The sequence below is a fragment of the Amycolatopsis sp. NPDC101161 genome, assembly GCF_044768185.1.
GTDB lineage: Bacteria > Actinomycetota > Actinomycetes > Mycobacteriales > Pseudonocardiaceae > Amycolatopsis.
The window spans coordinates 325,078-347,828 of record NZ_JBIWPI010000008.1 but is presented as its reverse complement, the minus strand read 5'-3'; the positions used below and the strand labels follow the sequence as shown (position 1 = coordinate 347,828).

General features: G+C 70.8%; 23 protein-coding genes. 13 read left to right on the top strand and 10 right to left on the bottom strand.

What is annotated here, in order from left to right; all coding sequences use genetic code 11:
• Positions 1–16: 16 nt before the first annotated feature.
• A complete protein-coding gene (locus ACIRSS_RS48205) occupies positions 17–928 on the bottom strand; it encodes an amidohydrolase family protein (protein ID WP_400908639.1) in 912 nt (303 codons plus the stop codon).
• 167 nt (positions 929–1,095) lie between these two features.
• Here ACIRSS_RS48205 and ACIRSS_RS48200 point away from each other — a divergent pair, with 167 nt between their 5' ends.
• From ACIRSS_RS48200 to ACIRSS_RS48180, 5 genes are read left to right on the top strand one after another with little or no spacing between them, the layout of a single operon-like run.
• A complete protein-coding gene (locus ACIRSS_RS48200; RefSeq protein WP_400908636.1) occupies positions 1,096–2,409 on the top strand; it encodes an enolase C-terminal domain-like protein in 1,314 nt (437 codons plus the stop codon).
• Positions 2,406–3,176, top strand: coding sequence for an SDR family NAD(P)-dependent oxidoreductase (locus tag ACIRSS_RS48195; RefSeq protein ID WP_400908633.1), 771 nt, complete (start codon positions 2,406–2,408; stop codon positions 3,174–3,176). The genes ACIRSS_RS48200 and ACIRSS_RS48195 overlap by 4 nt, the downstream gene beginning before the upstream one ends.
• A complete protein-coding gene (locus tag ACIRSS_RS48190; RefSeq protein WP_400908630.1) occupies positions 3,173–4,240 on the top strand; it encodes a sugar ABC transporter substrate-binding protein in 1,068 nt (355 codons plus the stop codon). Before ACIRSS_RS48195 ends, ACIRSS_RS48190 begins: the two co-directional genes overlap by 4 nt.
• Before the next feature lie 23 nt (positions 4,241–4,263).
• Entirely contained in the window at positions 4,264–5,763 is a 1,500-nt protein-coding gene (locus ACIRSS_RS48185) for a sugar ABC transporter ATP-binding protein (protein WP_400908627.1), read from the top strand.
• Positions 5,756–6,781, top strand: coding sequence for an ABC transporter permease (locus ACIRSS_RS48180; protein ID WP_400908624.1), 1,026 nt, complete (start codon positions 5,756–5,758; stop codon positions 6,779–6,781). Before ACIRSS_RS48185 ends, ACIRSS_RS48180 begins: the two co-directional genes overlap by 8 nt.
• Positions 6,782–6,804: 23 nt before the next feature.
• On the opposite strand, the gene ACIRSS_RS48175 is transcribed toward ACIRSS_RS48180, so the two are convergent.
• From ACIRSS_RS48175 to ACIRSS_RS48145, 7 genes are all read right to left on the bottom strand, one after another.
• Entirely contained in the window at positions 6,805–7,521 is a 717-nt protein-coding gene (locus ACIRSS_RS48175; RefSeq protein ID WP_400908621.1) for a FadR/GntR family transcriptional regulator, read from the bottom strand.
• A 96-nt stretch (positions 7,522–7,617) separates the two neighbouring features.
• On the bottom strand, positions 7,618–8,244 hold the full coding sequence (locus ACIRSS_RS48170) for a hypothetical protein (RefSeq protein WP_400908618.1): 627 nt from the start codon (positions 8,242–8,244) through the stop codon (positions 7,618–7,620).
• Entirely contained in the window at positions 8,208–9,572 is a 1,365-nt protein-coding gene (locus tag ACIRSS_RS48165; RefSeq protein WP_400908615.1) for a hypothetical protein, read from the bottom strand. Before ACIRSS_RS48165 ends, ACIRSS_RS48170 begins: the two co-directional genes overlap by 37 nt.
• Before the next feature lie 43 nt (positions 9,573–9,615).
• Positions 9,616–11,541: a hypothetical protein gene (locus ACIRSS_RS48160; protein WP_400908612.1), complete on the bottom strand. Its 1,926-nt coding sequence runs from the start codon at positions 11,539–11,541 to the stop codon at positions 9,616–9,618.
• A gap of 3 nt (positions 11,542–11,544) precedes the next feature.
• Complete coding sequence (locus ACIRSS_RS48155; RefSeq protein WP_400908609.1) at positions 11,545–12,480, bottom strand: carbohydrate ABC transporter permease; 936 nt, start codon at positions 12,478–12,480, stop codon at positions 11,545–11,547.
• Positions 12,470–13,375, bottom strand: coding sequence for a carbohydrate ABC transporter permease (locus ACIRSS_RS48150; protein ID WP_400908606.1), 906 nt, complete (start codon positions 13,373–13,375; stop codon positions 12,470–12,472). The genes ACIRSS_RS48155 and ACIRSS_RS48150 overlap by 11 nt, the downstream gene beginning before the upstream one ends.
• On the bottom strand, positions 13,372–14,739 hold the full coding sequence (locus tag ACIRSS_RS48145) for a carbohydrate ABC transporter substrate-binding protein (RefSeq protein WP_400908603.1): 1,368 nt from the start codon (positions 14,737–14,739) through the stop codon (positions 13,372–13,374). Before ACIRSS_RS48145 ends, ACIRSS_RS48150 begins: the two co-directional genes overlap by 4 nt.
• Positions 14,740–14,968: 229 nt before the next feature.
• On the opposite strand from ACIRSS_RS48145, the gene ACIRSS_RS48140 reads away from it, so the two are divergent.
• Complete coding sequence (locus ACIRSS_RS48140; protein WP_400908600.1) at positions 14,969–15,724, top strand: FadR/GntR family transcriptional regulator; 756 nt, start codon at positions 14,969–14,971, stop codon at positions 15,722–15,724.
• A 256-nt stretch (positions 15,725–15,980) separates the two neighbouring features.
• Here the strand turns inward: ACIRSS_RS48140 and ACIRSS_RS48135 are convergent, their stop codons facing one another.
• A complete protein-coding gene (locus ACIRSS_RS48135; RefSeq protein ID WP_400908597.1) occupies positions 15,981–16,499 on the bottom strand; it encodes an RICIN domain-containing protein in 519 nt (172 codons plus the stop codon).
• 158 nt (positions 16,500–16,657) lie between these two features.
• On the opposite strand from ACIRSS_RS48135, the gene ACIRSS_RS48130 reads away from it, so the two are divergent.
• Together ACIRSS_RS48130 and ACIRSS_RS48125 are read left to right on the top strand one after the other, a co-directional pair.
• The gene (locus tag ACIRSS_RS48130) at positions 16,658–17,095 is read left to right on the top strand and encodes a nuclear transport factor 2 family protein (RefSeq protein WP_400908594.1); all 438 of its coding nucleotides are present in this window, start codon (positions 16,658–16,660) and stop codon (positions 17,093–17,095) included.
• On the top strand, positions 17,092–17,646 hold the full coding sequence (locus tag ACIRSS_RS48125) for a TetR/AcrR family transcriptional regulator (RefSeq protein ID WP_400908591.1): 555 nt from the start codon (positions 17,092–17,094) through the stop codon (positions 17,644–17,646). The genes ACIRSS_RS48130 and ACIRSS_RS48125 overlap by 4 nt, the downstream gene beginning before the upstream one ends.
• Before the next feature lie 10 nt (positions 17,647–17,656).
• Here ACIRSS_RS48125 and ACIRSS_RS48120 read toward each other — a convergent pair whose 3' ends face one another.
• A complete protein-coding gene (locus ACIRSS_RS48120; protein ID WP_400908588.1) occupies positions 17,657–18,004 on the bottom strand; it encodes a nuclear transport factor 2 family protein in 348 nt (115 codons plus the stop codon).
• A gap of 56 nt (positions 18,005–18,060) precedes the next feature.
• On the opposite strand from ACIRSS_RS48120, the gene ACIRSS_RS48115 reads away from it, so the two are divergent.
• From ACIRSS_RS48115 to ACIRSS_RS48095, 5 genes are all read left to right on the top strand, one after another.
• Positions 18,061–18,900, top strand: coding sequence for a MerR family transcriptional regulator (locus ACIRSS_RS48115; RefSeq protein ID WP_400908585.1), 840 nt, complete (start codon positions 18,061–18,063; stop codon positions 18,898–18,900).
• A gap of 98 nt (positions 18,901–18,998) precedes the next feature.
• On the top strand, positions 18,999–20,318 hold the full coding sequence (locus ACIRSS_RS48110; RefSeq protein WP_400908583.1) for an MSMEG_0569 family flavin-dependent oxidoreductase: 1,320 nt from the start codon (positions 18,999–19,001) through the stop codon (positions 20,316–20,318).
• Entirely contained in the window at positions 20,318–21,154 is an 837-nt protein-coding gene (locus tag ACIRSS_RS48105) for an amidohydrolase family protein (RefSeq protein WP_400908581.1), read from the top strand. Before ACIRSS_RS48110 ends, ACIRSS_RS48105 begins: the two co-directional genes overlap by 1 nt.
• A gap of 4 nt (positions 21,155–21,158) precedes the next feature.
• Entirely contained in the window at positions 21,159–21,671 is a 513-nt protein-coding gene (locus ACIRSS_RS48100; RefSeq protein ID WP_003073383.1) for an MSMEG_0572/Sll0783 family nitrogen starvation response protein, read from the top strand.
• Positions 21,672–21,680: 9 nt separating this feature from the next.
• Positions 21,681–22,751 (top strand): MSMEG_0568 family radical SAM protein, encoded by a 1,071-nt coding sequence (locus ACIRSS_RS48095; protein WP_400908579.1) that lies wholly within the window; start codon positions 21,681–21,683, stop codon positions 22,749–22,751.

Genomic DNA, 22,751 nt, shown 5'->3' with positions numbered 1-22,751 from the left:
CAGTTCGTGGTCTGGATCACGTCTGTTCGGTTGACCCGATCTGTGCTTCGGGAGTCCGCAGCCCGTACACGCGAGCAGCCGTGCCGCCGCGGATGGCGGCTTGTTCGGGCGGGGTCAGGTCGTCGAGCAGCCCGTCCGCGGCCTCCATGACCCTCGCGTAGGACCCCGCGAGCAGGCACACCGGCCAGTCCGAGCCCACCATCAGCCGGTCGGGGCCGAACGTCGTGAGCGCCGTCTCCACGTACGGCCGCAGGTCGGCCGGCTGCCAATTCCGGCCGGCTTCCGTGACGAGACCGGACAGCTTCGCGACGACGTTGGGCTCCCGGGCCAGGGCGGCCAAGCCGGTCGCCCAGGGTTCGAGCTGACCGGCGGCGACCGGCGGTTTGCCGAGGTGGTCGAGGACGAACGTGAGGTCCGGCAGCGCCCGGGCCGCCGCGGTGGCCGCCGGGAACTGGTGGGGCCGCACGAGCACGTCGTACACCAGCCCGGCGTCGCGCACCGCCGCGAGCCCCGCCAGGACGTCTTCCCGCGCCAGCCAGCGCGGGTCGGGCTCGGCCTCGACGAGGTGCCGGATGCCGGCCAAGAGCTCGCCGCCCGGCGCCGACCGCAGCCGCTCGATGTCCCGCGCCGGGGCGTCCGTGAGGTCGACCCAGCCGACCACGCCCGCGATGAGCGGCTCCGCGGCCGCCGTCGCGAGGAACTCGATCGACTCGTCCAGGTCGGGCAGGACCTGGACGAGCACCGTCGCGTCGATCCCCGCCGCGGCCGCCCGCAGGTCGGCCGTCGTGTAGTCACGCCGGATCGCCGCGGTGTCGTCGCCGTCCAGCCACGCGTGGCGCCGGGCGGAGGTGCGCCACAGGTGGTGGTGCGCGTCGACGCGCCGGCCGGGGTCGAGGGGGAAACGCGTGGCGGGGACCGTAACAGACATATGATGTCTCGCTCAAAGATCAAGTGACTCATCATATGTAAAAGCGCGGAAGGTAGTCACTGGTAACGCTAAGTCTAAGTTATGGCCGTGTTGTGGGTCGACTCTGGACAATCCGCGTGCCGGCGCGTAGCCATACATATGTTGTCTGGCTGAGGAGAGGTGGCCCGTTGGCCGAAGTGATCAGTGCCATCGACGCCGTCGACGTGCGCTTTCCGACTTCGCTGAGCCTGGACGGGTCGGACGCGATGAACCCCGAGCCCGACTACTCGGCGGCGTACGTGACCATCGGTACGAGCGCCGGTGACGAAGGCTACGGGCTGGCCTTCACCGTGGGCCGCGGCAACGACGTCGAGGTCGCCGCCGTCCGCGCGCTCGTGCCTCTGGTCGTGGGGATGCCGGTGGACGACGCGCTCGCCGACCTCGGCGCGTTCTCCCGCCGGCTGACCGGCGACAGCCAGCTGCGCTGGCTGGGCCCGGACAAGGGCGCGATCCACATGGCCGCCGCGGCGATCGTCAACGCCGCGTGGGACCTGCGGGCCCGCCGCGAAGGCAAGCCGGTCTGGCGCCTGCTGGCCGAGATGTCGCCGGAGGAACTGGTCGACCTGGTCGACTTCCGGTACCTGCGCGACGCCCTCACCCGCGAGGAAGCCCTCGACCTCCTCCGCCGCGCCGAACCCGGCCGCGCGGCCCGCCAGGCCGAACTCCTGGAATCCGGTTTTCCCGCCTACACCACGACTCCCGGCTGGCTCGGGTACTCGCCGGAGAAGCTGGCGGCACTCGCGAAGGAGGCCGTCCAGGACGGGTTCACCCAGATCAAGCTCAAGGTCGGCGCCGACCTCGACGAAGACGTCCGCCGGCTGCGGCTCGCCCGCGAAGTCGTCGGGCCGGACGTCCGGATCGCCATCGACGCCAACCAGGCCTGGGGTGTCGGCCAGGCCATCGAATGGCTGCGCCCGCTCGCCGAGTTCGACCCGTACTGGATCGAGGAGCCGACCTCGCCCGACGACGTCCTCGGCCACGCCGCCATCCGCCGGGCGGTGGCGCCGATCAAGGTGGCCACCGGCGAGCACACCCACAACGCGGTGATGTTCAAGCAACTGCTGCAGGCGGAGGCGATCGACGTCCTCCAGCTCGACGCGAGCCGCGTCGCCGGCGTCACCGAGAACATCGCGATCCTGTTGCTGGCCGCGAAGTTCGGCGTCCCGGTGTGCCCGCACGCCGGCGGCGTCGGGCTGTGCGAAATGGTGCAGCACCTGGCGATGTTCGACTTCGTCGCGGTGAGCGGCACCCAGACCGACCGCGTCATCGAGTACGTGGACCACCTGCACGAGCACTTCGTCGACCCGGTGCGGATCGAGCGCGGCCGCTACCTGGCTCCGCGGGAGCCGGGCCTCGGTGCGCGGCTGCACCCGGAATCCGTTGCGCGGTACCGGTTCCCGGACGGCCCGGTCTGGCAGCGGGACGCGGTGGTGGTCGCGTGAGCGGGGAATTCGACGGCGTCCGCGCGATCGTGACCGGCGGCGCGTCCGGCATCGGGCTCGCCACGGCGCTGCGGTTGTCCGCACGGGGTGCGCGGGTCGTTTGCCTCGACCTGAACAACAAGGTCGAAGAGCCGCTGACCGGCGTGCGGGCCGACGTCTCGGACGACAACTCGGTGCGAGCCGCGGTCGCCGCCGCCGTCGAGCACCTCGGCGGCCTCGACGTCCTGGTCAACAACGCGGGGATCGGGGCCCAGGGAACGGTCGAGGACAACGACGACGCCGAGTGGCACCGCGTCTTCGACGTCAACGTCGTCGGCATGGTGCGCGTGACCCGCGCGGCCCTGCCGCACCTGCGCGCGTCGCCCGCGGCGGCGATCGTGAACACCTGCTCGATCGCGGCGACCGCCGGGCTGCCGCAACGGGCGCTCTACAGCGCCACGAAAGGCGCGGTCCTCGCGCTTACCCGCGCGCTGGCCGCCGACCACTTGGCCGAAGGGATCCGCGTCTGCTGCGTGAATCCCGGCACCGCGCACACCCCGTGGATCGACCGGCTGCTGGCCACCGCCGACGACCCCGAAGCCGAGCTGGCCGCACTCGCCGCGCGCCAGCCCTCCGGCCGGCTCGTCACCGCCGACGAGGTCGCCGCGGCGATCTGCTACCTGGCCGGCCCGGACTCCGGGGCCACCACCGGCACCGATCTCGCCGTGGACGGCGGTATGTCCGGCCTGCGGCTCCGCCCGAAACCTGTCAACGAGGAGAGGTCATGAAGTTCCAGCACCTGCGCGCCGCCGCTGTCGTCACCGCCGGCGTCCTGACCGCGGCCGCACTGGCCGGCTGCAGCGGCGGCGGCTCGACCGCCGCTTCGGGGGGCAAGACCGTCGTGGGGGTCGACTACCCGCGCTCGGACACCGACTTCTGGAACGCCTACATCAAGTACGTGCCCCAGTTCGCCGGGCAGTTCGGCCTCGACCTCAAGACCACCAACTCGCAGAACGACGTCGCCAACCTGACGGCCAACGTGCAGACGATGATCAGCCAGGGCGTCAAGGGCGTGGTCATGGCGCCGCAGGACACCGCGGCGATCATCCCGACCCTGCAGCAGCTCGCGGGGAAGAAGATCCCGGTCGTGTCCGTCGACACCCGCCCCGACCAGGGCAACGTCTACATGGTCGTGCGGGCCGACAACCGAGCCTACGGCGAGAAGGCCTGCCAGTTCCTCGGCACCAAGCTCGGCGGCAAGGGCAAGGTCGTCATGCTGCAGGGCGACCTCGCGTCGATCAACGGCCGCGACCGCACCGAAGCCTTCAACGACTGCATGAAGAAGAACTTCCCGGGCGTCACGGTCTTCGGCGAGGCCACCAACTGGGACGCCAACACCGCGGCCCAGAAGCTCCAGACGCGGCTGACGGCGAACCCGGACATCAAGGGCGTCTACATGCAGTCCAGTTTCGCGCTGTCCGGCACGCTGCAGCTGCTGAAGCAGCGCGGCCTGGCGGTCCCGGCGAGCGACCCGAAGCACGTGTTCATCGTGTCCAACGACGGCATCCCCGAGGAGCTGGCCAAGATCCGGGCGGGGGAGATGGACGCGACCGTGTCCCAGCCCGCGGACCTGTTCGCCAAGTACGCCCTGCAGTACGTCAAGGACGCGATCGCCGGCAAGACACCGGCGGTGGGCAAGACCGACCACGACAGCACGATCATCCAGGTCCGCGACGGCCTGATGGAGGACCAGCTGGCCGCGCCGCTGGTCACCGCGGACGGTGCCACGTTCGGGCCGGTGAGCAGCGTCAAGGTCGACGACCAGTCCCTGTGGGGCAACAGCAAGAGCTGAAGCGCCGCGGAGAGGAACCGAACATGAACACCGTGCCGGTCGTCGAGGCCCGTCAGGTGGTCAAACGCTACGGCGCCACGGTCGCACTGGACCACGCCGAACTGACCGTCCTACCCGGACAGACGCACGCGCTCGTCGGCCGCAACGGGGCCGGCAAGTCGACCCTGGTGTCCGTCCTCACCGGACTGACCGAGCCGGACGCCGGAACCGTGGGGCTGAACGGGGAACCGGCACCGGCGCTGTCCGACCGGGACGGCTGGCGGACGCGGGTGGCGTGCGTGTACCAGCGGTCGACGATCATCCCCGACCTGTCGGTGGCGGAGAACCTGTTCCTGAACCGGCAGGAGACCCGCGGCGGGTTCGTCCGCTGGGCCGCGCTGCGCCGCTCCGCCACCGAGCTGCTCGACCGCTGGTCGGTGGACGTCGACGTGCACCGGCCGGCCCGCGAGCTGAGCGTGGAGCAGCGGCAGTTCGTCGAGATCGCGCGGGCGCTGTCGTTCGGCGCCCGGTTCGTCATCCTCGACGAGCCGACCGCGCAGCTCGACGGGGCCGCCATCACCCGGCTGTTCGGCCACATCGCCGAGCTGCAGCGCCAGGGCGTCACGTTCCTGTTCATCAGCCACCACCTGCAGGAGGTGTACGAAATCTGCGACACGGTCACGGTGTACCGGGACGCCCGGCACGTCCTCACCGCGCCGGTCGCCGAGCTGCCGAAGGCGGACCTCATCGCGGCGATGACCGGTGAGAACGCCGTCACGGTGCAGGAACGGACGTCGTCGGCCCGGTCCGGCCTCGAACCCGTGCTGCGCGTGGCCGACCTGAGCCTGGCGCCGTTCTACGACGGCGTGTCGTTCGACGTCGCGCCCGGGGAGATCGTCGGGCTGGCCGGGTCGGGCGGCAGCGGCAAGACCGAGCTGGCCGAATCCCTGGTGGGGCTGCGCAAACCCACCTCCGGCACGGTCTTCGTCGGAGACCGGCGGCCGCGGCCCGGCGACGTCCCGGCCGCGCTGGCCGCGGGGGTCGGCTTCGTCCCGGAAGACCGCCACCACCAGGGTTTCGTGCCGGAGATGTCCATTGCGGACAACACCACGATGAGCGTCATGGACCGGCTCGGCCCGGGCATCTTCGTCCGGTCCGGCCTGCGCGACCGGGTCGCCGGGAAGCTGATCACGCGGCTGGCGGTGAAGACCCCCGGGCCGCAACTGCCGGTGTCGGCGCTGTCCGGCGGCAACCAGCAGAAGGTCGTCATGGCCCGGGCGCTGGCCGGCGACCCCCGCCTGCTCGTGCTGATCACCCCGACGGCCGGGGTCGACGTGCGGTCGAAGGAGTTCCTCCTGGGCAAGGTCGCGGAGGCCGCCGCGGCGGGCACCGCGGTGCTGATCGCCTCGGACGAACTCGACGACCTGCGCCTGTGCGACCGGCTCCTGGTCGTGGTGCACGGCCGGCTCACCACCGAAATCCCCGCCGGCTGGCAGGACCGCGAGGTCGTGGCCGCCATGGAAGGAGTCGACCTCGATGCCTGAAAGCCCCGTCGCGGTGGACGTCCCGCCGCGGACCGGACCCGGCACCGCCCGGCCGCCCCGGCGCATCGCCCTGGCCCGCCTGCGCGACTTCGCGCTCGTGCCGGGGATCATCGCGATCGCCGTCGTCGGCCAGCTGGTGAACCCGGTGTTCCTCCAGTACGACAACGTGATCAACATCCTGCAGACCATGTCGGAGATCGCCCTGCTGGTGCTGGCCCAGACGATGGTCCTGGTCGTCGGCAAGATGGACCTCTCGCTGGAGTCCACGTTCGGGCTCGCGCCCGGCGTGGCGGCCTGGCTGACGGTCGGCGGCGGGCATTCCCTCGGGCTGCTGCCGTCCTGGACCGCGGTGCCCGTGGTGCTGGCCGTGGGCGTGGTGGTCGGGGCGCTCAACGCGCTGCTGATCGTCCGGTTCGGGCTGAGCGGGTTCGTCGTCACCCTCGGCATGCTGATCGTGCTGCGCGGCCTGCTGACCGGGATCTCCGGCGGCCAGACGTTCTTCGGCCTGCCCGATTCGCTGCTCTACCTCGGCACCACGCTGTGGGCGGGGATCCCGGCGTCGATCTGGGTCTGCGTGCTGCTGTTCGCGGGCGGGATCGTCCTGCTCGGCTACACGCGGTTCGGTCGCAGCCTGTACGCGATCGGCGGGAACGAGGACGCGGCGAAGGCCGCCGGTATCCGGACCGACCGGATCGTGTGGATCGTGCTGATCGGGGCCAGTGTGCTGGCCGCGCTCGGCGGGCTGCTGCTGTCCGGCCGGCTCGCCTCGGTGGCCGCGGCGCAGGGCAACGGCTACATCTTCACGGTGTTCGCCGCGGCGGTGATCGGCGGCGTGAGCCTGAACGGCGGCCGGGGCACGCTGTTCGGGGCGTTCACGGGCATTCTGCTGCTGTACATGATCCAGAACGTGCTGACCCTGGCCGGCGTCCCGGCCCAGTGGATCGGCGCGCTGAACGGCGCGATCATCCTCATCGCACTGGTGATGTCCCGCATCACCAGCGGCAAGCGGCAGACCTGACCGCGGTGCCGCTCCGACGGCACTTACGTGCCTGGCCGGCCGTCGAGATCGCGGAGGTCGGCCAGGTGCGCGCGCAGCCAGCGTTCCGAGGTGTCCACGTGCATCAGCGCGGCCGCGGTGGCGACCGCCGGGTCGCGGTCGGCCAGGGCGTCGTAGATCGCTTTGTGTTGCGACAGCGTGATGTGCGTCGCGCCGCGCTCGACCGTGCCGCGCCAGACCCGTGCGCGCAGGGTCCGCGACGAGATCCCGTCCAGCAACGCCGTGAGCGTCTCGTTGCCCGCGGCGCTGACGACCGCGCGGTGGAAGGCGGCGTCGAGCACCGTGAGGCGCTCGACGTCCTCGATCGCGTCGTGCATCGCGTCGAGCAGCTCGCCCACGTCCCGCAGCTGCGCGTCGGTGATCCGAGTGGCGGCCAGCCCGGTCGCCGCGGGTTCCAGGAGCCGGCGCACCTCGGTCAGCTCCAGGACGCTGCCGTCCCGCATCAGCGCCACCGCGTTGCCGAGGCCTTCCAGGAGCAGGCTCGGCGCGAGGCTGGTGACGTACGTGCCGTCGCCGCGGCGGACTTCGAGCACCCGCGCCAGCGCGAGCGCCTTCACCGCCTCCCGCGTGGGGCTGCGCGAGATCCCCAGCTCGGTGGCCAGCTCGTGTTCGGGAGGAAGCTTGGCACCCGCCGGGAACCGGCCGGACCGGACGAACTCCCGGATCCGGTCGATCGCTTCGTCGGTCAGCGACCTCGCCATCGCACTCCTCGTTGCTCGGACTCAACGAGGTCAGCCTAGCATTCGTATGATGTCTCTCTCGAACGAACCGATCGGCGTGCGCGTTCTCCCCTGATTTCAGGGCGAGACGTGTGATGTCTCGATGCCCGCGTTGCGCATCACATCCTGCGCGGCGGCCGGCCAGTTCCCGTCGGCGACCTGGACGTTGCCGTCGAGGACGTTGTGGTGCGGCGCGCCGGTCGCGACCCGCGCGATGCCCGTGTTGTACCAGTTGACGGTGAAGGTGCTGTCGTCGGTGTTGTTGGTGCTGCTCGCGTTGGTGAACGCCCAGACCCCGGCGTCCTGGATGACGTTGTTCGCGAGGCTCACGTATCGCGATCCTTCGTCCAGGTACAGGCCCACGGTGTTGTGGTTGTCGTAGATGTAGTTCCGGTCGATGACCGCGCCGGGGTTGGCGGAGAGGTTGTAGATGCTGCCGCCGTCGTGGAAGACCTTCTTCGTGCCGTGCACGAGGTTGTAGCGGACCACGGTGTCCTTCAGCGTGGTCGGCGTGGTGTACACGGGCTGGTAGGCGTACAGGCCGCGGTCGCGGTAGTCCTGGCTGCCGCCGGGGTCGTTGGCGCCCCAGCCCCAGCCGACGTCGATGCCGTCGTAGGCCAGGTCGGACACTTCGTTGTGCTCGATGACGGCGTGGGTGACGTAGGTGCTCAGGATCCCGGCCATGTCCTTGTAGTCCCGAGCCACGTTCGTGACCAGGTTGTCGGTGATGGTGACGTTCCGGTCGGCCAGCGCGGGGTTGCCCGGGTGGTGCGCGTCGGGCTGCACCCCGCCGACGACGATGCCGGAACCGGCGTCGTCGGTGAAGGTGTTGCGCCGCACCGAGATGCCGGACGCGCCGAGGCCGACGCCGCTCGCGTGCGCGTCGGCGTCGTTGCCGATGCCGAGGGCGACCTGGCCCAGGTGGGCGAACGTGTTGCCCTCGAACGCGATGCTGTCCGCCGCGGAGACCTGGACGGCGGCGGGAACCTGGTGCCAGCTGTTGCGCGCCGCCTCGAACAGGGGCAGCCGACCTGGCACGACGTCAGGAAGTCGGCGGGCTGCGGGAAGGCGGCGGCGAGGAACGCGCCGCTCTGCTGGTCGGCGTAGCCGATCGACGTCCCGGGCTCCAGCCAGGTGGTGTGCTCGAAGCCGAGCCCCCGGAAGGCGAGGTCGCGGACCGGCCGGCCGGGGGTTCCGCTCACCTGGACCAGCGACGTCAGGCGCGGCAGTTCCACGTCCTTGCCCACCGGGGACTGTCCCGGCGCGGCCTTGTAGAACAGCTTCCCGGCGGCCGGGTCGAGGTACCACTGCCCGGTCTGCAGGAAGGAGTACGAGTTCTCCAGCAGCAGCGTCCCGCCCGCGAAGGGACGGGCGAGCGTGTCGTAGCCCCAGTTGTTGTTGTTCCACGCCGGTTGCTGCATGGTGATCGTCGTGCCGGCGATGCTCTGCACCGGGGAGTACCGGTCGGTGAAGGAGTTCTGGCTCTCCACCTCGATCCGGTTCTGGGCGGGCAGGGAAGCCAGGTAGCCCAGCGCCGGGTTGACGATGGTCAGGCCGGTGGCGGTGACCTGGACGTCGGTCCGTGCGATGGTGATCGCCGCCCGGGGAGCCGAAGCGCCGTCGACGTAGAGCTGCCGCGAATCGGCGCCCTTCGGCACGTCGGCGACGAAGATGTTCGCCGCCGGGTCGTGCAGCTTCCACCCGGTCACGGGCTGGCCGCCGGAGAGCACCGGGGTCTGGCCGGGACGGCCCTGCCAGGTGATGGTGTGGCCGTTGCGGCCGGAGTCCTCGGCGGTGAACTTCAGCGGGGTGCTCAGCCGGTAGGTGCCGCCCGCGAGTTCGACGTGGACGTCCGCGAGCGAGGACAGCGTGCGGGCGAGCTTTTGCGCGTGCTGCAAGGTTTCTCCGCCGTGGGGCGCCACCACGATCGTGAACGCGGGGATCCCGGCTGCGTCAGCCGGGACGGCGGTCAGCGCCGTGACGCCGGCGGCGACGGCCAGCGCGGTCAGCACTTTCTTGACGAGGTGGCGCATGATCGTCCTCCTTGAGGATCGTGCGGGGAATCGGGGAGTTCGGTCAGCGGCCTGCGTCACCGTCGTCGAACGGGGTGGCGTAGGACGGCGTGCCGGCGCGCAGGACCATCCGCAGCGTCAACCGGATCCGGCTGGACCGGGGCAGGTCCACCCGCAGCCACGGGCCGTCGAGGTCGGCCGACGCCGACGTCACGACCGGTTCGCCGTGGCCGTAGTCGTAGAGGCCGCCGACCCACGACGGGTCCTCGCACACGCTGTACTCGACGCGGCGGAGGTGGTGCTCGGCGAACGCGCCGGCCTGCACGACCACCGACCGCGGCTCCTGCGGGTCGAGGTTGACCAGCTCGACGACGGTCGCCTCGGGGTCGATGCCGGAAACCAGCGCCGCCACGGACGGCGGCAGGCCCGGCCGACGCGCCTGGGCGTCGTAGTAGCGGACGCGGGCCTGCTGCAGGCCGCCGTTGTAGACGACCTGCGGAGCGCCCCACGTGAGCTGGACGAGAGCTTCGGTGACCACGGGGTTGGACTGCTGCCACAGGTGGATGTCGGCTTCCGGAACGGCCCGGCCGCGGTAGCGCTCCATGCGGGTCAGCCGGTGCCGCACCTGGGCCTGGGCCGCGGCCAGGATGCGTTCGGGGTAGTCCGGGTTGTCGCCCGCGAGGTAGGCGAACCACGGCTCCTCGTGCCCGGCCTCTTCCTTGCTGCGGAACGGCCGCACGGTCCGCCAGTCGTGGCCGCCCGCCGCGCGCAGCCGCTCGAGGCGTTCGCGGTCCTCCGGCGCGGCCGTGTGGTGCCACAACGCGGCCGGGACGCCCATCAGCATCGGGTTGTAGTCGAACCAGCCGCGGTCGTCGTAGCGGAAGGGGACGTGCAATGTCGGCGTGTCGACGTCTTCACGCAGCTGCACGGTCCACTTCGTGGCGAGGCTGGAGTCGGCTTCGGTGAACGCCATGACCTTGCCGTGGGCGATCATCTCGTCCAGCGCCGGGCGCACCAGGTCGGTGAACGTGTCGTCGCCGGTGGCGAGCGCGGCGGAGAGGGCGGCGACGACGGCGGCGTGCCCGACGCTGTACCAGCCGTGCGGCCAGGACCAGCCGTAGTGCCCGCCGTACCAGCGGCCCTCCAGCAGCCCGCCCACGGTCCCGTCGGGAGCGACGTTGTCGGGGAGGATGCCGTCGTTGGCCACCGCGCGGTCCCGCCAGGCGCCGACGTACTCGGCGAGCCAGTCGCGGTAGCGCTGCTCGCCGGAGAGCAGCAGGGCGTTGAAGACGAGCCCGGCGGCGGCCAGGTTGACCGCGGTGTCCCCGGTTCCCGTTCGCCGCCGCATCTGCTCGCCCAGCCGCGGGTCGCGGTCGCGCGGGGGCTCCTCGGCGTCCGCGGGCAGCAGCCACTCCAGCGGGAAGCCGTACGTCGCGGCTTCGCGGGGCAGCCACGGGTACGAGCCGCCGTCGAAGAGTCCTTCGCGCTCCGGATCGCTGCCGTTGTGCGGACGGCGGATGATGCGGTGCCCGGGGTCGTAGTTGCCGTGCGCCGGGTCGACGTAGAGCTCGGCGAACCGCAGCGCGCGCTCCCGCCACCGCCCGGGCGCGGCCATGCACAGGAAGTACAGCAGCAGCAGGCTTTCGCCCTGGTGGAACCAGTCGTAGCCGCGTTCGTACTCCTCGTGCAGCATGCCCAGCTCGGTCAGCTGCCGGGTGACGCCTTCCCAGTGCCGCTCGGACTCGGGGAGCAGGTCGTCGGCGCCGCCGAGCAGGTACAGCTGAGGCCAGTTGAAGAACGTCTCGTAGAAGTCGTCGACGCCGTCGCGGCTGGTGAGCCCGTCGTCGTAGGTGAGCCGTCCGTCCGGGCCGGTGAAGTCGCGGGCGAACCGGCGCCACGCCTGGTCGAGCAGCTCGAACAGCTCGCGTTGCGCGATCGCCCAGCCCGGTGGTTCGAGCAGGGGGACCGAGGCGGTGATGGCGGGGTACATCGGCTACTCCTTGGTCGCGCCGGCCAGCATCCCCGCGACCAGGAAACGCTGGGAGAACAGGAAGACCACGAGGACGGGCGTGATCGCCAGCAGGGTGGCCAGCGCCAGTTCCGGCCGCTGCACCGCCGCGGTGCCGACCGTCGGGTTGAACTGCGGCACCGAGTTCAGCAGGGTGCCCAGGCCCACCTGGACCGGGAACTGGTCGCTTTCCGGCAACAGGACGTAAGGCAGGAAGTAGTTGGTCCAGTTGGCGACGAAGCTGAAGAAGCCGACGAGGGCGACGATCGGCGCGGCCAGCGGCAGCGCGACGTGGCGGAACACGCCGAACTGCGAGCAGCCGTCGAGCTTCGCCGCGTCGATCAGGTCCCGCGGCACGGCGGTGCTGAAGTAGATGTAGGTGAGGTAGACGCCGAAGGGGTAGAACGAGTACGGCAGGATGATCGACCACATCGAGCCGATCAGGTGCACCGCGTTCACCTCGAGGAACAACGGCACCACGAGGGTCGCGTTCGGCATCAGCATCACCACGAGCGTCGCGACCAGCAGCGTGCGCCGGCCGCGGAACTCGGTCATCGCGAGGGCGTAGCCGGCCGGGATCGCCACGCACAACGTGATCGCGAGCGCGACGAACGAGTACACCGCGGAGTTGCCCAGCCACTGGAAGATCGCGTTGTCCTGGAAGGACGTCAGCGAGTGCCAGTTGTCCGCCAGCGCGGGCCACGACCCGAAGGACAGGGGGTTGCCGTGCACGAGCTGGTCGTCGGTCTTCGTGGCCGCCAGCAGGAGCCAAACCACCGGGAGCACGAAGAAGACGAGGAACAGCACGAGCACCAGGGCCACGAGCGGGTTCGGCAGCCGCCACCGGCCGCGACGCTGCCGGGGAGCCGCGCGGCGCACCGGCTCGTCCACTTGCGCGGGTACGCGGATGTCAGTCGGCATCGAAGAACCCCGATCGGGCCACGAACACGCCGGCGACGACCAGCCCGACCACCAGCAGCTCCACCGAGATCGCCGCGGCGGTGTTCACGTTGTTGTTCTGGAAGGCGAAGTCGTAGGACAGCTGGTTGAGGGAGTAGTCGCGGCCCGCGACGCCGACGCTCGCCTGCGACAGCAGCTGCGGTTCGACGAACAGCTGGGTCCCGCCGGCGAACGCCAGGATGACCATGTAGACGATCCACTTGCGCAACAACGGGATCTGGATGCGCCAGGCCGTCTGCCACGCGCCCGCGCCGTCGATCCGGGCCGCCTCCAGCAGATCGGGCGAAATGTTGTTCAGCGCGCCGTACACCACCACGATCCAGCCACCCGCCCCGGTCCAGAAGGCGATCAGCGTGAACAGGACCGGGAGGTGCTCCGGCGCGACGACCTGGCCGAAGGTGTCGAACCCGAACACGCGCAGCAGCGCGCTCACCGGGCTCACCGACGGGTCCAGCAGGAACAGCCACACCATGACGCTCGCGGCCCCGGCGAGCGCTCCCGGGATGTAGTACAGGAAGCGCAGGGCTTTGCTCGCCGCGCTCGAGGTCAGACGGTGCAGCAGCAGCGCCAGCCCGACGACGAACACGACGAGGGAAACCAGCCAGAACACCAGGTAGAGCGCGACGTGCCCGACGGCGTCGACGTACCGGAAGTCGCTGGCCGCGTCGACGAAGTTCGACAGTCCGGCGAAGGTGTCGCCCGCATCGGTGAAGGCGAAGTACACCGCGTACACCGTGGGAACGACACCGAACGCGATCAGCAGCACGACGTAGGCGGCGACGAACAGGTGCCCGGCCCGGCCCGGCCAGAACCCCCGCCGTCGCGACGGGTTCCCGGCCGGGCGGACGGTGGTCATTGGCTGACCTCGTACCCGGTGGACTTCGCGTAGTTCGTGATCGCTTTCTGCCACTCGGGGAGCAGCGAGACGATCGTCTTGCCCGCGGTCAGGCCCGGGGTCACGGTCGCCGCCCAGATCGCCTCCTGGCTGAACTGGCCGTAACCCCAGCCCGGCCAGACCTGCGGGGCGGCCGTCTGCAGCGGGCCCGCGATGTCGTTCGCGTAGTACTTGTTCGAAGACTGCTTCGCCAGCCACGTCTTCGCCGCCGCCTTGTAGGCGGGGTACCCCGGTGCGACGTTGCCCTGGTAGTCGTCCGAGGTGGTGACCCAGGTGAGGAAGTCGGTGGCGTCCTTGAGGTTGGCGCTGTGGGCGGACAGCAGCCAGGTGCCGCCGCCGACGTTGCCGACGGACGGGGACGCGTCCCCGGCCCACTGCGGCAGCGGGGCCGCGGCGATCTTGCCGGCCGGCGTCTTGAACGACTCCTGGAACACCGAGCCGCCGAACCAGGACGGCCCGGGCATCATGAGGACCTTGTCCGCGGAGTTCTTGGCGAAGTCGGAGCTGAACACGCTGCTGGTGGACATCGTCTTGTTCGCGACGAGCGTGTCGAGCAGGGCCGCCATCCGGGTGCACTCCGGGCTGGTGGTGTTCACCTTGACCGACTTCGGGCCGGTGATCTGGTTGGCGCCGCACTTGGAGGCCCAGAGGTAGATCTCCGGGGTGAAGTTGTCGCCGGCCGTGCCCACGAGGTAGCCGGGGTGCTCGGTGGCTACCCGTTGCCCCAGCGCCTGGTACTCCTCCCAGGTCTTCGGCACCTGGTAGCCCCACGACTGCATCAGCGGCGCGTCGTACCAGAGGACGGTCTGGGCGAGGTCGTTGCGCAGGCAGTAGAGCGTGCCCTCGACCGTGCACGGGTCGTTGGCCCCGGCGGTCCAGCCGCTCAGGGTGGCGTCGGGGATCTGCCCCTTGTTCAGCGGCGCCGTGAACCCGGCCGGCACCGCCCAGCTGACCTCGTTGTTCTGCGAGCTGAACACGACGTCCGGCCAGCCGCTGCGGGTGCGGTTGAACAGGCTCACCTTGGTCTGCAGGTAGTTCGAGCCGTTGGCGTCCCCGTCGTAGGTGACGATGTCCAGCGGCACGGACGGGTGCTGCTTCTGGTAGAGCTGGGCCGCGGGCAGCCGCGTGGAATCGACCCAGACGGTGATCTTCCCGCCCGTCTGCGGCACCGGCTGGAACCCGCCCTGAGCGCCGCTGCCGCTCCCGCCGTTGCCGCAGGCCGTGACCGCGGCGAGGACGGCCGCGACGCCGAGGACCAGCCCGGCGTACCGCTTGCGGCGCCCCGACGATCCGCTGACTCCGGTGGCTCGCACATGAACTGTCATGAGGAACTCCACTTCATCGTGGCACCCGCAGGTCGCACCTGATGAGGCGACGACACGTCGTATGTGTCGTACACATTGCTGCGAGCGGCCTCTATCGGGACCCATCACAGCTGGCCGACGCGTCTTCGTCAAGAGTTCTGCTTCGGGAAAATAAGTACTACACATTGTTGCTCGGGTCGCGCAGATGTAGGGTTCACGGCACCGAGCCGCGGACGAAGGAGACGACCGGGTGGACGAGACGCGCGCAGCCGGCGAGCCCGGGCCGCCCCAGGAGGCCGCCTACCGGCCGGGGTACGAACGCGTCGCCGAGCAGATCCTCACGCTGATCGCCGAGCTGCGGCTGCGGGCCGGTGACCGCATGCCGACGGAGAACGAGCTCGCCGCCCGGCTCGGTGCCTCGCGGACCGTGGTGCGCGAGGCGATCAAGATCCTCTCCGCCATCGGACGGGTGCGCGCCCAGAAGGGGCGTGGTCTCTACGTGGCCGACGACGAGGGGATGCTCGGCTCGGCCCGGTGGTCGGGCTTCTTCCTGCCGACCGATCTGGACCACGTCTACATGCTGTTCGAGTTCCGCCGCGTCCAGGAGATGACCGCGAGCAGGCTGGCCGCCACCCGGGCCACCCCGGTCGAGCTCCGCGCGATCGAGGCGGCCGCGGAGACCTGCCGCCAGGGGCACTTGACCGGCGAAGCACCGCTGTTCGACCGCGGGGACGAAGACTTCCACCTCGGGATCGCCGCGGCGTCCCACAACCAGTTCCTCTTGGCGGCCGTCCGCGAAGTCCGGCGCCTGCAGCACCAGTCCAGCACGATCGGCCTCCACGGCACCGTGGGCGGCCACGCGGCGGAGGCGGTCGAAGAGCACGCGGCGATCTACGCGGCCATCCGGGACGGCGACCCGGAAGCGGCGGCGGAGGCCGCCGCGGTGCACCTGGACAACACACTGGAGGACTACCGCCGCGAAATCCAGCGACGCGTCTTCGGCTGACGCGGTTCCGGGCCGGCCTTCCCGGTTTTGCCGCTACGAACGCCGTTCGGACGGCGGGTCGGCAGGTCCCGGACATCGACATCCGGGTGCCGGGACCGTTCGAAGTCGGCGGCGGCCCGCCGGCTCTGGTCGGCCGCACTCCGGATCTACGAAGACCCGAGCATGCCGGGTGCGGCGACGGCTTCTCGAGTCACCCGCGGCCGACTGGCGACCGACCCCGGCTGCGACGGCCGCGCGAGCCGTCGCAGCCTGCTGGTCAGACGGGGAACACGCCGAAGGCCTGCGCGGGCGTGCCGTTGCAGACCCAGAGCTGCATCGCGGCGCCCTCGGTGGCCAGCCCGCCCGGGTCGTCCAGGCAGTGCGTGCTCGTACCCGCGACACGCGACCGGAGGGACACGAAGTCCGGCAGGTCGCGGCTCGCCTGGAACCGCTGGTTGCTGATGCCGGAGCACGGCCATTGGATGACCGGAACCTGGTTGGTGTTGAGCCCCGCGGCGTCCATGCACTTGAGCGTGACGGCGTTGCGGATCTGGAAGACGTGGTTGTCGTGGTCGACGAAGTCCCACCGCTGGAAGGCGTCGCCGTTGCAGGTGACCTGCACGATCGGCACGCCGTCGGCCGAAGAGTCGCCTTGCGGCGCCAGGCACTTCCCGCTGGCGGTGTTCCGCACGGTGACGTCGAAGTGGTCGTCGGCGAAAGCGGGCGCGGCAGCGCCGACGGTCAGCATCGAGGCCGCCGCCAAAGCGAGCCCGGCCGTGACGATCCGTTTTCTCATCTGGGACCTCCCGTGGATTTCGGAAGCCGGACAGTCGAAGGCCGGCTTCCACGTCGGTGTTCGACGCAGTCGCTGACGATGGCGACCGCCGTCGACAATCCACCGACATCCCGTCGACCGGCCTTGTCGGCGAGCTTACTTACTTGTAAGTTAGCTCCATGACGACATTCGAGGCTGACGTGGCCGCGACCGACCTGGCCGCGGTCCGGGCGTTCAGCGACCGGTGGGCGAAGGCGTGGAACGACCACGATGCCGACGCGGTCGCCGCGATGTGCGCGGACGACCTCGTCTACGACGAACCCGCGGTCGGCCGCACGGTCCACGGCCCGGATGCGATCCGCGAGTTCGTGACGCGCATGGCGCGCGGCTACCCGGACTACTCCTTCACGCTCATGGGGTTGTACGCCGAGGTGACGCGGAGGGCGGTGCTGGTCGCGTGGCGCTTCACCGGCACGTTCGCCAAGACGGGCCGCCGCGTCGAGTTCCACGGTGACGACCGCCTCGAACTGGGTGAGGACGGGCTGATCCACGCCTATCGCTGCCTGTACGACAACAAGTTCGTGCTGAGCCAGCTCGGCGGAGCGGAGCAGGGGTGAGCGACGGAGGCCGCGCTCGCTTGCCGGCCGCGGCGCGCCGGGCGGGGATCATCGAGGCCGCCGACGCGGAGTTCGCCGTGAACGGCCTGGCGGGTACGCGGCTGGAAGCCATCGCCGGCCGGGCCGGGATCTCGCACCCGCGGATCGTGCAGATGTTCGGCTCCAAGCAGAAGCTGTTCCTCGACGTCGTCCACGCGGCGTTCGACCGGATCGAGGCCGCGTTCGAGGGTGCCGAGCCGACGCTGGTGGCGCTCGGTGCCGCTTACGTGCGCCTCCTGCAGCGTGATCGGACCGTCGGGCTGGTCGTGCTGCAGGGCTACGCGGCGGCGGCCGACGAGGCCGTCCGGGAGGCGGTGCGGCGACGTCATCTCGCTCTCCTGGACTCGGTCGCCCGGCTGACGGGGGCGGACGCGTTGCAGGTGCGGACGTTCTTCGCCACGGGCCTCGTCCAGACGGTGTCGGCAGCGCTGGACCTGCCCGGCCGCCGCGCCGACACGGCGTGGAGCGGGTGGATCCTCGGGCTGGCCGATCCGTCGGGCGGAAGCAGCTGACGTCAGGTGGTCACGGCTCGATCACCAGCTCGGCGATGCAATCACCCTCCAGGGTGAACCGGAACCGCAGATCGACGACTCCGCCGGGGAAGTCGCCTTCGAGGTGGTGCACGGCCACGTAGTGCTCGTCGTCGACGCGGTGGGCCGCGACGAGCGTCGTGGTGTAGGTGTACTCGCTCGCGGCCCGGGCGAGCCAGTCGCGGATCTCCCGCTTGCCGCGGTGGGTCCGGCCCTCGTCGGTGACGACGGCGTCCTCGGTGTAGCAAGCCAAGGCCGGGTCCAGGTCGCGGGCCTGGTGGGCGGTCAGGTAGCCGGTGACCACCGCGGGCAGCTGGTGGGTGTCGATCGCTTCACTCATGACCACCACCGTGGGGTCTCTCCCGGGGAGAGGGTCAAGCGGTGCACAGTGGGGGAGTGTTCCGTGGACTGACGATCGGCGACTTCGCGCAGCTGACGCACCTGAGCGTGCGGACCCTGCGCCGGTACCACGAGTCCGGGTTGCTGGAGCCCGCCTCCGTCGACCCCGCCAGCGGCTACCGGTACTACACCGTCGACCAGATCCCCACCGCCCAGGTCATCCACCGGCTGCGGGAGCTGGACGTGCCGCTGGCCGACGTGGCCAAGATCCTCGCGACCGAGGACGCGGCGGAGCGCGCGGACCTGGCCGGCGGGCACCTGCGGCGGCTGGAGGCGGAACTGGAACGGACCCGGGCCGCGGTGGTCTCGCTGCGGCGGTTGCTGCGTCCCGGCGACGACGAGCTTCACGTCGAGCTCCGCTCGGTGCCGGCGAAGACGGTCGCCGCCGTCGAAGGGGTCGTCGACCACGACGACGTGCTGGACTGGTACGCCGAGGCGATGGCCGAGCTCGACGCCGCGGTCGCCGGCCTGCCGTCGCTCGGCCCGCCGGGTGGCCGCTACGCCAACGAGCTGTTCACCGGTGGCCGGGGCGCGGTCCTGGTCCACCGGCCCGTCGGCGACCCGCCGTCGCGCGGCCGGGTGCGGCCCGTGCACCTCCCGGCCGCCGAACTCGCCGTCGTCGTCCACCCCGGGCCGCACGACGACATCGACGTCACCTACGGCCGGCTCGGCGCCTGGGTGGTCGAGCACGCCCTCACCGTGGCCGGCCCCGTGCACGAGACGTACCTCGCCGGCCCGCGCGACGACCCGGACCCGGCGACCTGGCGGACCGAGATCGGCTGGCCGGTGTTCCGGCTCTCGCCCCCACCGCAAGCGATGTCGAAGGCGCGCTGTTAAGCGCACGCCGGGAGAAGCGTAACTCCACGCGGTTCTGGTAACGCGCCCGTGTTCCGGGTGAAACCGTCCGGAAATCGTTCGCCGGTGCACTGATCGGCATGAACTTCGAGCTCGACGGCCTGCACCGGCCGGTGATCGTGGTCGGCGGTGGCCAGGCGGGACTGTCGATGTCCCACTGCCTCACCACCGCCGGAGTCGGGCACCTGGTGCTCGAACGCGAGCGCGCGGGGCACGAATGGCGGACCCGCCGCTGGGACAGTTTCTGCCTGGTCACGCCGAACTGGCAATGCCGGCTGCCCGGGTTCCCCTACGCGGGCGACGATCCGGACGGGTTCATGGTCCGCGACGAGATCGTCGCCTACCTCGAGTCGTACGTGAAGGACTTCGACGTCCCGCTGCACGAGGGCGTCGAGGCGACGCGGCTGCGGCAGCTGCCCGGCGGCGGCTTCCGGCTGACGACGTCGGCCGGGGAGCTGACCGCCGACCACGTCGTGCTGGCCACCGGCCCGTACCAGGTGCCGCTGAAGCCGCGGCTGGCCGAGCGGCTGCCCGAGCACGTCGTCCAGCTGCACTCGGCCGAGTACCGCAACCCCGCTCAGCTGCCCGAGGGGGACGTCCTCGTCGTCGGCACCGGGCAGTCCGGCTGCCAGATCGCCGAGGACCTGCACCTGGCCGGGCGTCGCGTGCACCTCGCCGTCGGGTCGGCGCCGCGGGTGGCCCGGCGCTACCGCGGCCGGGACGTCGTCGCGTGGCTCGACGAGATGGGTTACTACGCAAGGGGAATCGACGAGTTCGCCGACGCGGACGCCGTCCGGTTCCGCGCCAACCACTACGTGACCGGCCGCGACGGCGGACACGACATCGACCTGCGCGCCTTCGCCACCGAAGGGATGCAGCTCTACGGCCGGCTCAAGAACGTCCGAAGTGGACAGCTGGAGTTCGCCGACGACCTGCGTCGCAACCTCGACGCGGCCGACACGGTGTCCGAAGGCATCAAGGACTCGATCGACGCCTTCATCGCCCAGCGCGGGATCGCGGCGCCTCGCGAGGAGCGGTACAAGCCGGTTTGGGAACCGCCGGACGGGCCTCGCACCCTCGACGTGGAAGCGCTTTCGGCCGTCGTCTGGAGCACCGGGTTCGGCCGGGACCACCGGTGGATCGACGTCCCGGTGTTCGACGGCAAGGGCTACCCGACGCACCACCGCGGCGTCACCAGCTGTCCCGGCCTGTACTTCCTCGGCCTGCCGTGGCAGCACACCTGGGGCTCCGGCCGGTTCTGCGGCGTCGCGGCGGACGCGGAGTACCTGGCCCGGCGGATCACCGGCGGCGGCCGCGGGGACGTCCGATGGCTCTCCGGCACGCCGGTGAGCACCTACCCGGCCGACGACGACTGGGTCGCCCCACGGACGGTGGCGTGATGCGCTGGACGAACGACGCCCACCGGCACCTGGGCGTGCTGCCGGCGTACCCGTTCTACGGTGGCCCGCCGGTCGCGCCCGCGATCGGCAGCCGCGCGACGATCGGCGAACTGCTGTCCGATTTGGACCGTGAGGGTACCGAACGCGCGCTGGTGATCCCGAACTACGGCGTCCCGGACCCGGCGATCGCGTTCTCGTTCAACGAACTCTGCGTCGAGGCGGCGGGCAAGGACGACCGGATCAGCGCCGCGCTGTGGGTGTCCCCGAGGACCGAAGACGTCGACCGGACCGATGACGCGCTGAAGCTGGCGGGTGAGGACGGCGTGCGAGCCCTGAAACTCAGCTTCCTGCTGGGCGGCAAGGCGTCCGACCCCGCGTGCAAGCCGCAGCTCGACAAGATCTTCGCCACGGCGAGGGAACACGACCTCGTCGTGCACGTCCACACCTCGCCCGGAGCGGCGTCGGACATCGACGAGGTCGGCAAGCTCGTCGACGTCTACGCCGACGACGTCAAGCTGCACCTCGTCCACTTCGGCGGCGGGATGAGCGGGCACATCAAGCTCGTCGGCGGCCGCTTCTTCGACTGGATCGCCGCCGGCAAGCAGGTCTACACCGACCTGTCCTGGGCGATCGGCTTCACCCCGCGCTGGCTCGTCGACGAGATCTCGCACCGGGGCCTCGGCCACGACCGCGTGCTGTTCGCCTCCGACCAGCCGTGGGGCGATCACGAGGGCGAACTCGCCAAGCTGGCCGCCGCGGCCGGCGACGGCGAGCTCGCCGACCTGGTTTTCCGCGGCACGTTCGACGTGCTGTACGGATCGAAGAAAGGGAAATAGACCGATGGCAGAGCTGACCGAAACCGAGAAGACCAGCCTCGACGAGATCCCGCACCCGTCGCTGCCGCAGGGGTCCAACCTGTACGGCGGGACCAAGGTCTTCCCGGACTACCAGGCCGAACCCGGCCAGAGCTACTTCACGCTCGTGCACGGCATCGCGCACGAGTCGTCGGTGAGCTTCGTCGCGATCCTGCAGGCCACCCGCGCGCTGCGGAAGGGCTTCGAAGCCGCGATCTACTTCTACGGCCCCGGTTCGCTGAACTGCCTGGCCACGCGCGGCTTCCCGACCACCGGCAACGCCGCGTTCCCGGGTGAGCTGAACATCAACGACCAGCTCAAGACGTTCATCAGCGAGGGCGGCAAGGCCTACTGCTGCCGGTTCGGCCTGTCGCTGCACGGCGCGCGCGAGGAGGACCTCATCGAGGGCGTCATCCCGACGCACCCCCTGGACGTCCAGGACGCGCTGATCCACTACGCGCGCAAGGGCGCCATCATCAACTCCACCTACATGTTCTAGGAGCGGTCTGTGCGCGTTGGCATCGAAGAAGATCTGGACACCCGCGCCGACATCGCCGTCCGCGGGGTGCGCGTGGACGCACCCGTACAACGCAGCAAGGGCGCCGGGCCGAGCGACGACGGCCACCTGGTCGTCGACGGTGCCAACGCCACGCTGCCGCTGAACCCCGAGAGCCCCTACGAGGTCCGCGACGGCCGGATCCACCGGGGAACCGTCGATCTCGGCCTGAGCGTGACGCCGGTGGCGCGGCCGCGGTTCTACGATCTGTCCACTTCGGACGGCGTCCCGTACCGGAAGATCGCGTTGCTGCACGGCAAGGACGTTCTCGCGACGACCGCCGTGCAGACGTGCATCCGGTACGCCGAGGACCAGCGGTGCCGGTTCTGCACCATCGAAGAGTCGCTGCGGGCCGGGTCCACGGTGGCCGCCAAGACACCGGCGCAGCTCGCCGAGGTCGCCGAAGCGGCCGTACGCCTCGACGGCGTCCGGCAGATGGTGATGACGACCGGCACGACCGCCGGGCCCGACCGCGGGGCCCGGCACCTCGTCCGGTGCGTCCGCGCCGTGCTCGACGCCGTGCCCGGCCTGCCCGTCCAGGTGCAGATCGAGCCGCCGGGCGACCTCGCCGTGCTCACCGAGCTGCGCGACGCCGGAGCGACGTCGATCGGCATCCACGTCGAGTCCCTCGACGACGACGTCCGGCGGCGCTGGATGCCCGGCAAGTCCACGGTGTCCATGGCGGAGTACGAAGCCGCGTGGGCGGAAGCGGTCCGGGTGTTCGGGCGCAACCGCGTCTCGACGTACCTGCTGATCGGGCTCGGCGAGGACCCGGACTCCCTTGTGGAGGGTGCCGGCCGGCTGATCGACCTGGGCGTCTACCCGTTCGCCGTGCCGATGCGGCCGATGGCCGGCACTCTCGCCCGTCGGGACGGGGCCACCGCGCCTTCGCCGTCGCTGGTCGCCGACGTCACGAGCCGGATCGCGGCGTTGCTGCGGGCGGCCGGGATGACCGGGGCGGACCAGGGCGCGGGCTGCGCCGCGTGCGGCGCGTGCGGTCTGCTCAGCGCGGCGGGAGGCTGA

What these genes read in the sequence shown, in the direction of transcription:
- ACIRSS_RS48205 (WP_400908639.1), bottom strand. Translation starts at nt 928, where the DNA reads ATGTCTGTTACGGTCCCCGCCACGCGTTTCCCCCTCGACCCCGGCCGG.
- ACIRSS_RS48190 (WP_400908630.1), top strand. Translation starts at nt 3,173, where the DNA reads ATGAAGTTCCAGCACCTGCGCGCCGCCGCTGTCGTCACCGCCGGCGTC.
- ACIRSS_RS48185 (WP_400908627.1), top strand. Translation starts at nt 4,264, where the DNA reads ATGAACACCGTGCCGGTCGTCGAGGCCCGTCAGGTGGTCAAACGCTAC.
- ACIRSS_RS48180 (WP_400908624.1), top strand. Translation starts at nt 5,756, where the DNA reads ATGCCTGAAAGCCCCGTCGCGGTGGACGTCCCGCCGCGGACCGGACCC.
- ACIRSS_RS48175 (WP_400908621.1), bottom strand. Translation starts at nt 7,521, where the DNA reads ATGGCGAGGTCGCTGACCGACGAAGCGATCGACCGGATCCGGGAGTTC.
- ACIRSS_RS48165 (WP_400908615.1), bottom strand. Translation starts at nt 9,572, where the DNA reads ATGCGCCACCTCGTCAAGAAAGTGCTGACCGCGCTGGCCGTCGCCGCC.
- ACIRSS_RS48160 (WP_400908612.1), bottom strand. Translation starts at nt 11,541, where the DNA reads ATGTACCCCGCCATCACCGCCTCGGTCCCCCTGCTCGAACCACCGGGC.
- ACIRSS_RS48155 (WP_400908609.1), bottom strand. Translation starts at nt 12,480, where the DNA reads ATGCCGACTGACATCCGCGTACCCGCGCAAGTGGACGAGCCGGTGCGC.
- ACIRSS_RS48150 (WP_400908606.1), bottom strand. Translation starts at nt 13,375, where the DNA reads ATGACCACCGTCCGCCCGGCCGGGAACCCGTCGCGACGGCGGGGGTTC.
- ACIRSS_RS48145 (WP_400908603.1), bottom strand. Translation starts at nt 14,739, where the DNA reads ATGACAGTTCATGTGCGAGCCACCGGAGTCAGCGGATCGTCGGGGCGC.
- ACIRSS_RS48135 (WP_400908597.1), bottom strand. Translation starts at nt 16,499, where the DNA reads ATGAGAAAACGGATCGTCACGGCCGGGCTCGCTTTGGCGGCGGCCTCG.
- ACIRSS_RS48130 (WP_400908594.1), top strand. Translation starts at nt 16,658, where the DNA reads ATGACGACATTCGAGGCTGACGTGGCCGCGACCGACCTGGCCGCGGTC.
- ACIRSS_RS48120 (WP_400908588.1), bottom strand. Translation starts at nt 18,004, where the DNA reads ATGAGTGAAGCGATCGACACCCACCAGCTGCCCGCGGTGGTCACCGGC.
- ACIRSS_RS48110 (WP_400908583.1), top strand. Translation starts at nt 18,999, where the DNA reads ATGAACTTCGAGCTCGACGGCCTGCACCGGCCGGTGATCGTGGTCGGC.
- ACIRSS_RS48105 (WP_400908581.1), top strand. Translation starts at nt 20,318, where the DNA reads ATGCGCTGGACGAACGACGCCCACCGGCACCTGGGCGTGCTGCCGGCG.
- ACIRSS_RS48100 (WP_003073383.1), top strand. Translation starts at nt 21,159, where the DNA reads ATGGCAGAGCTGACCGAAACCGAGAAGACCAGCCTCGACGAGATCCCG.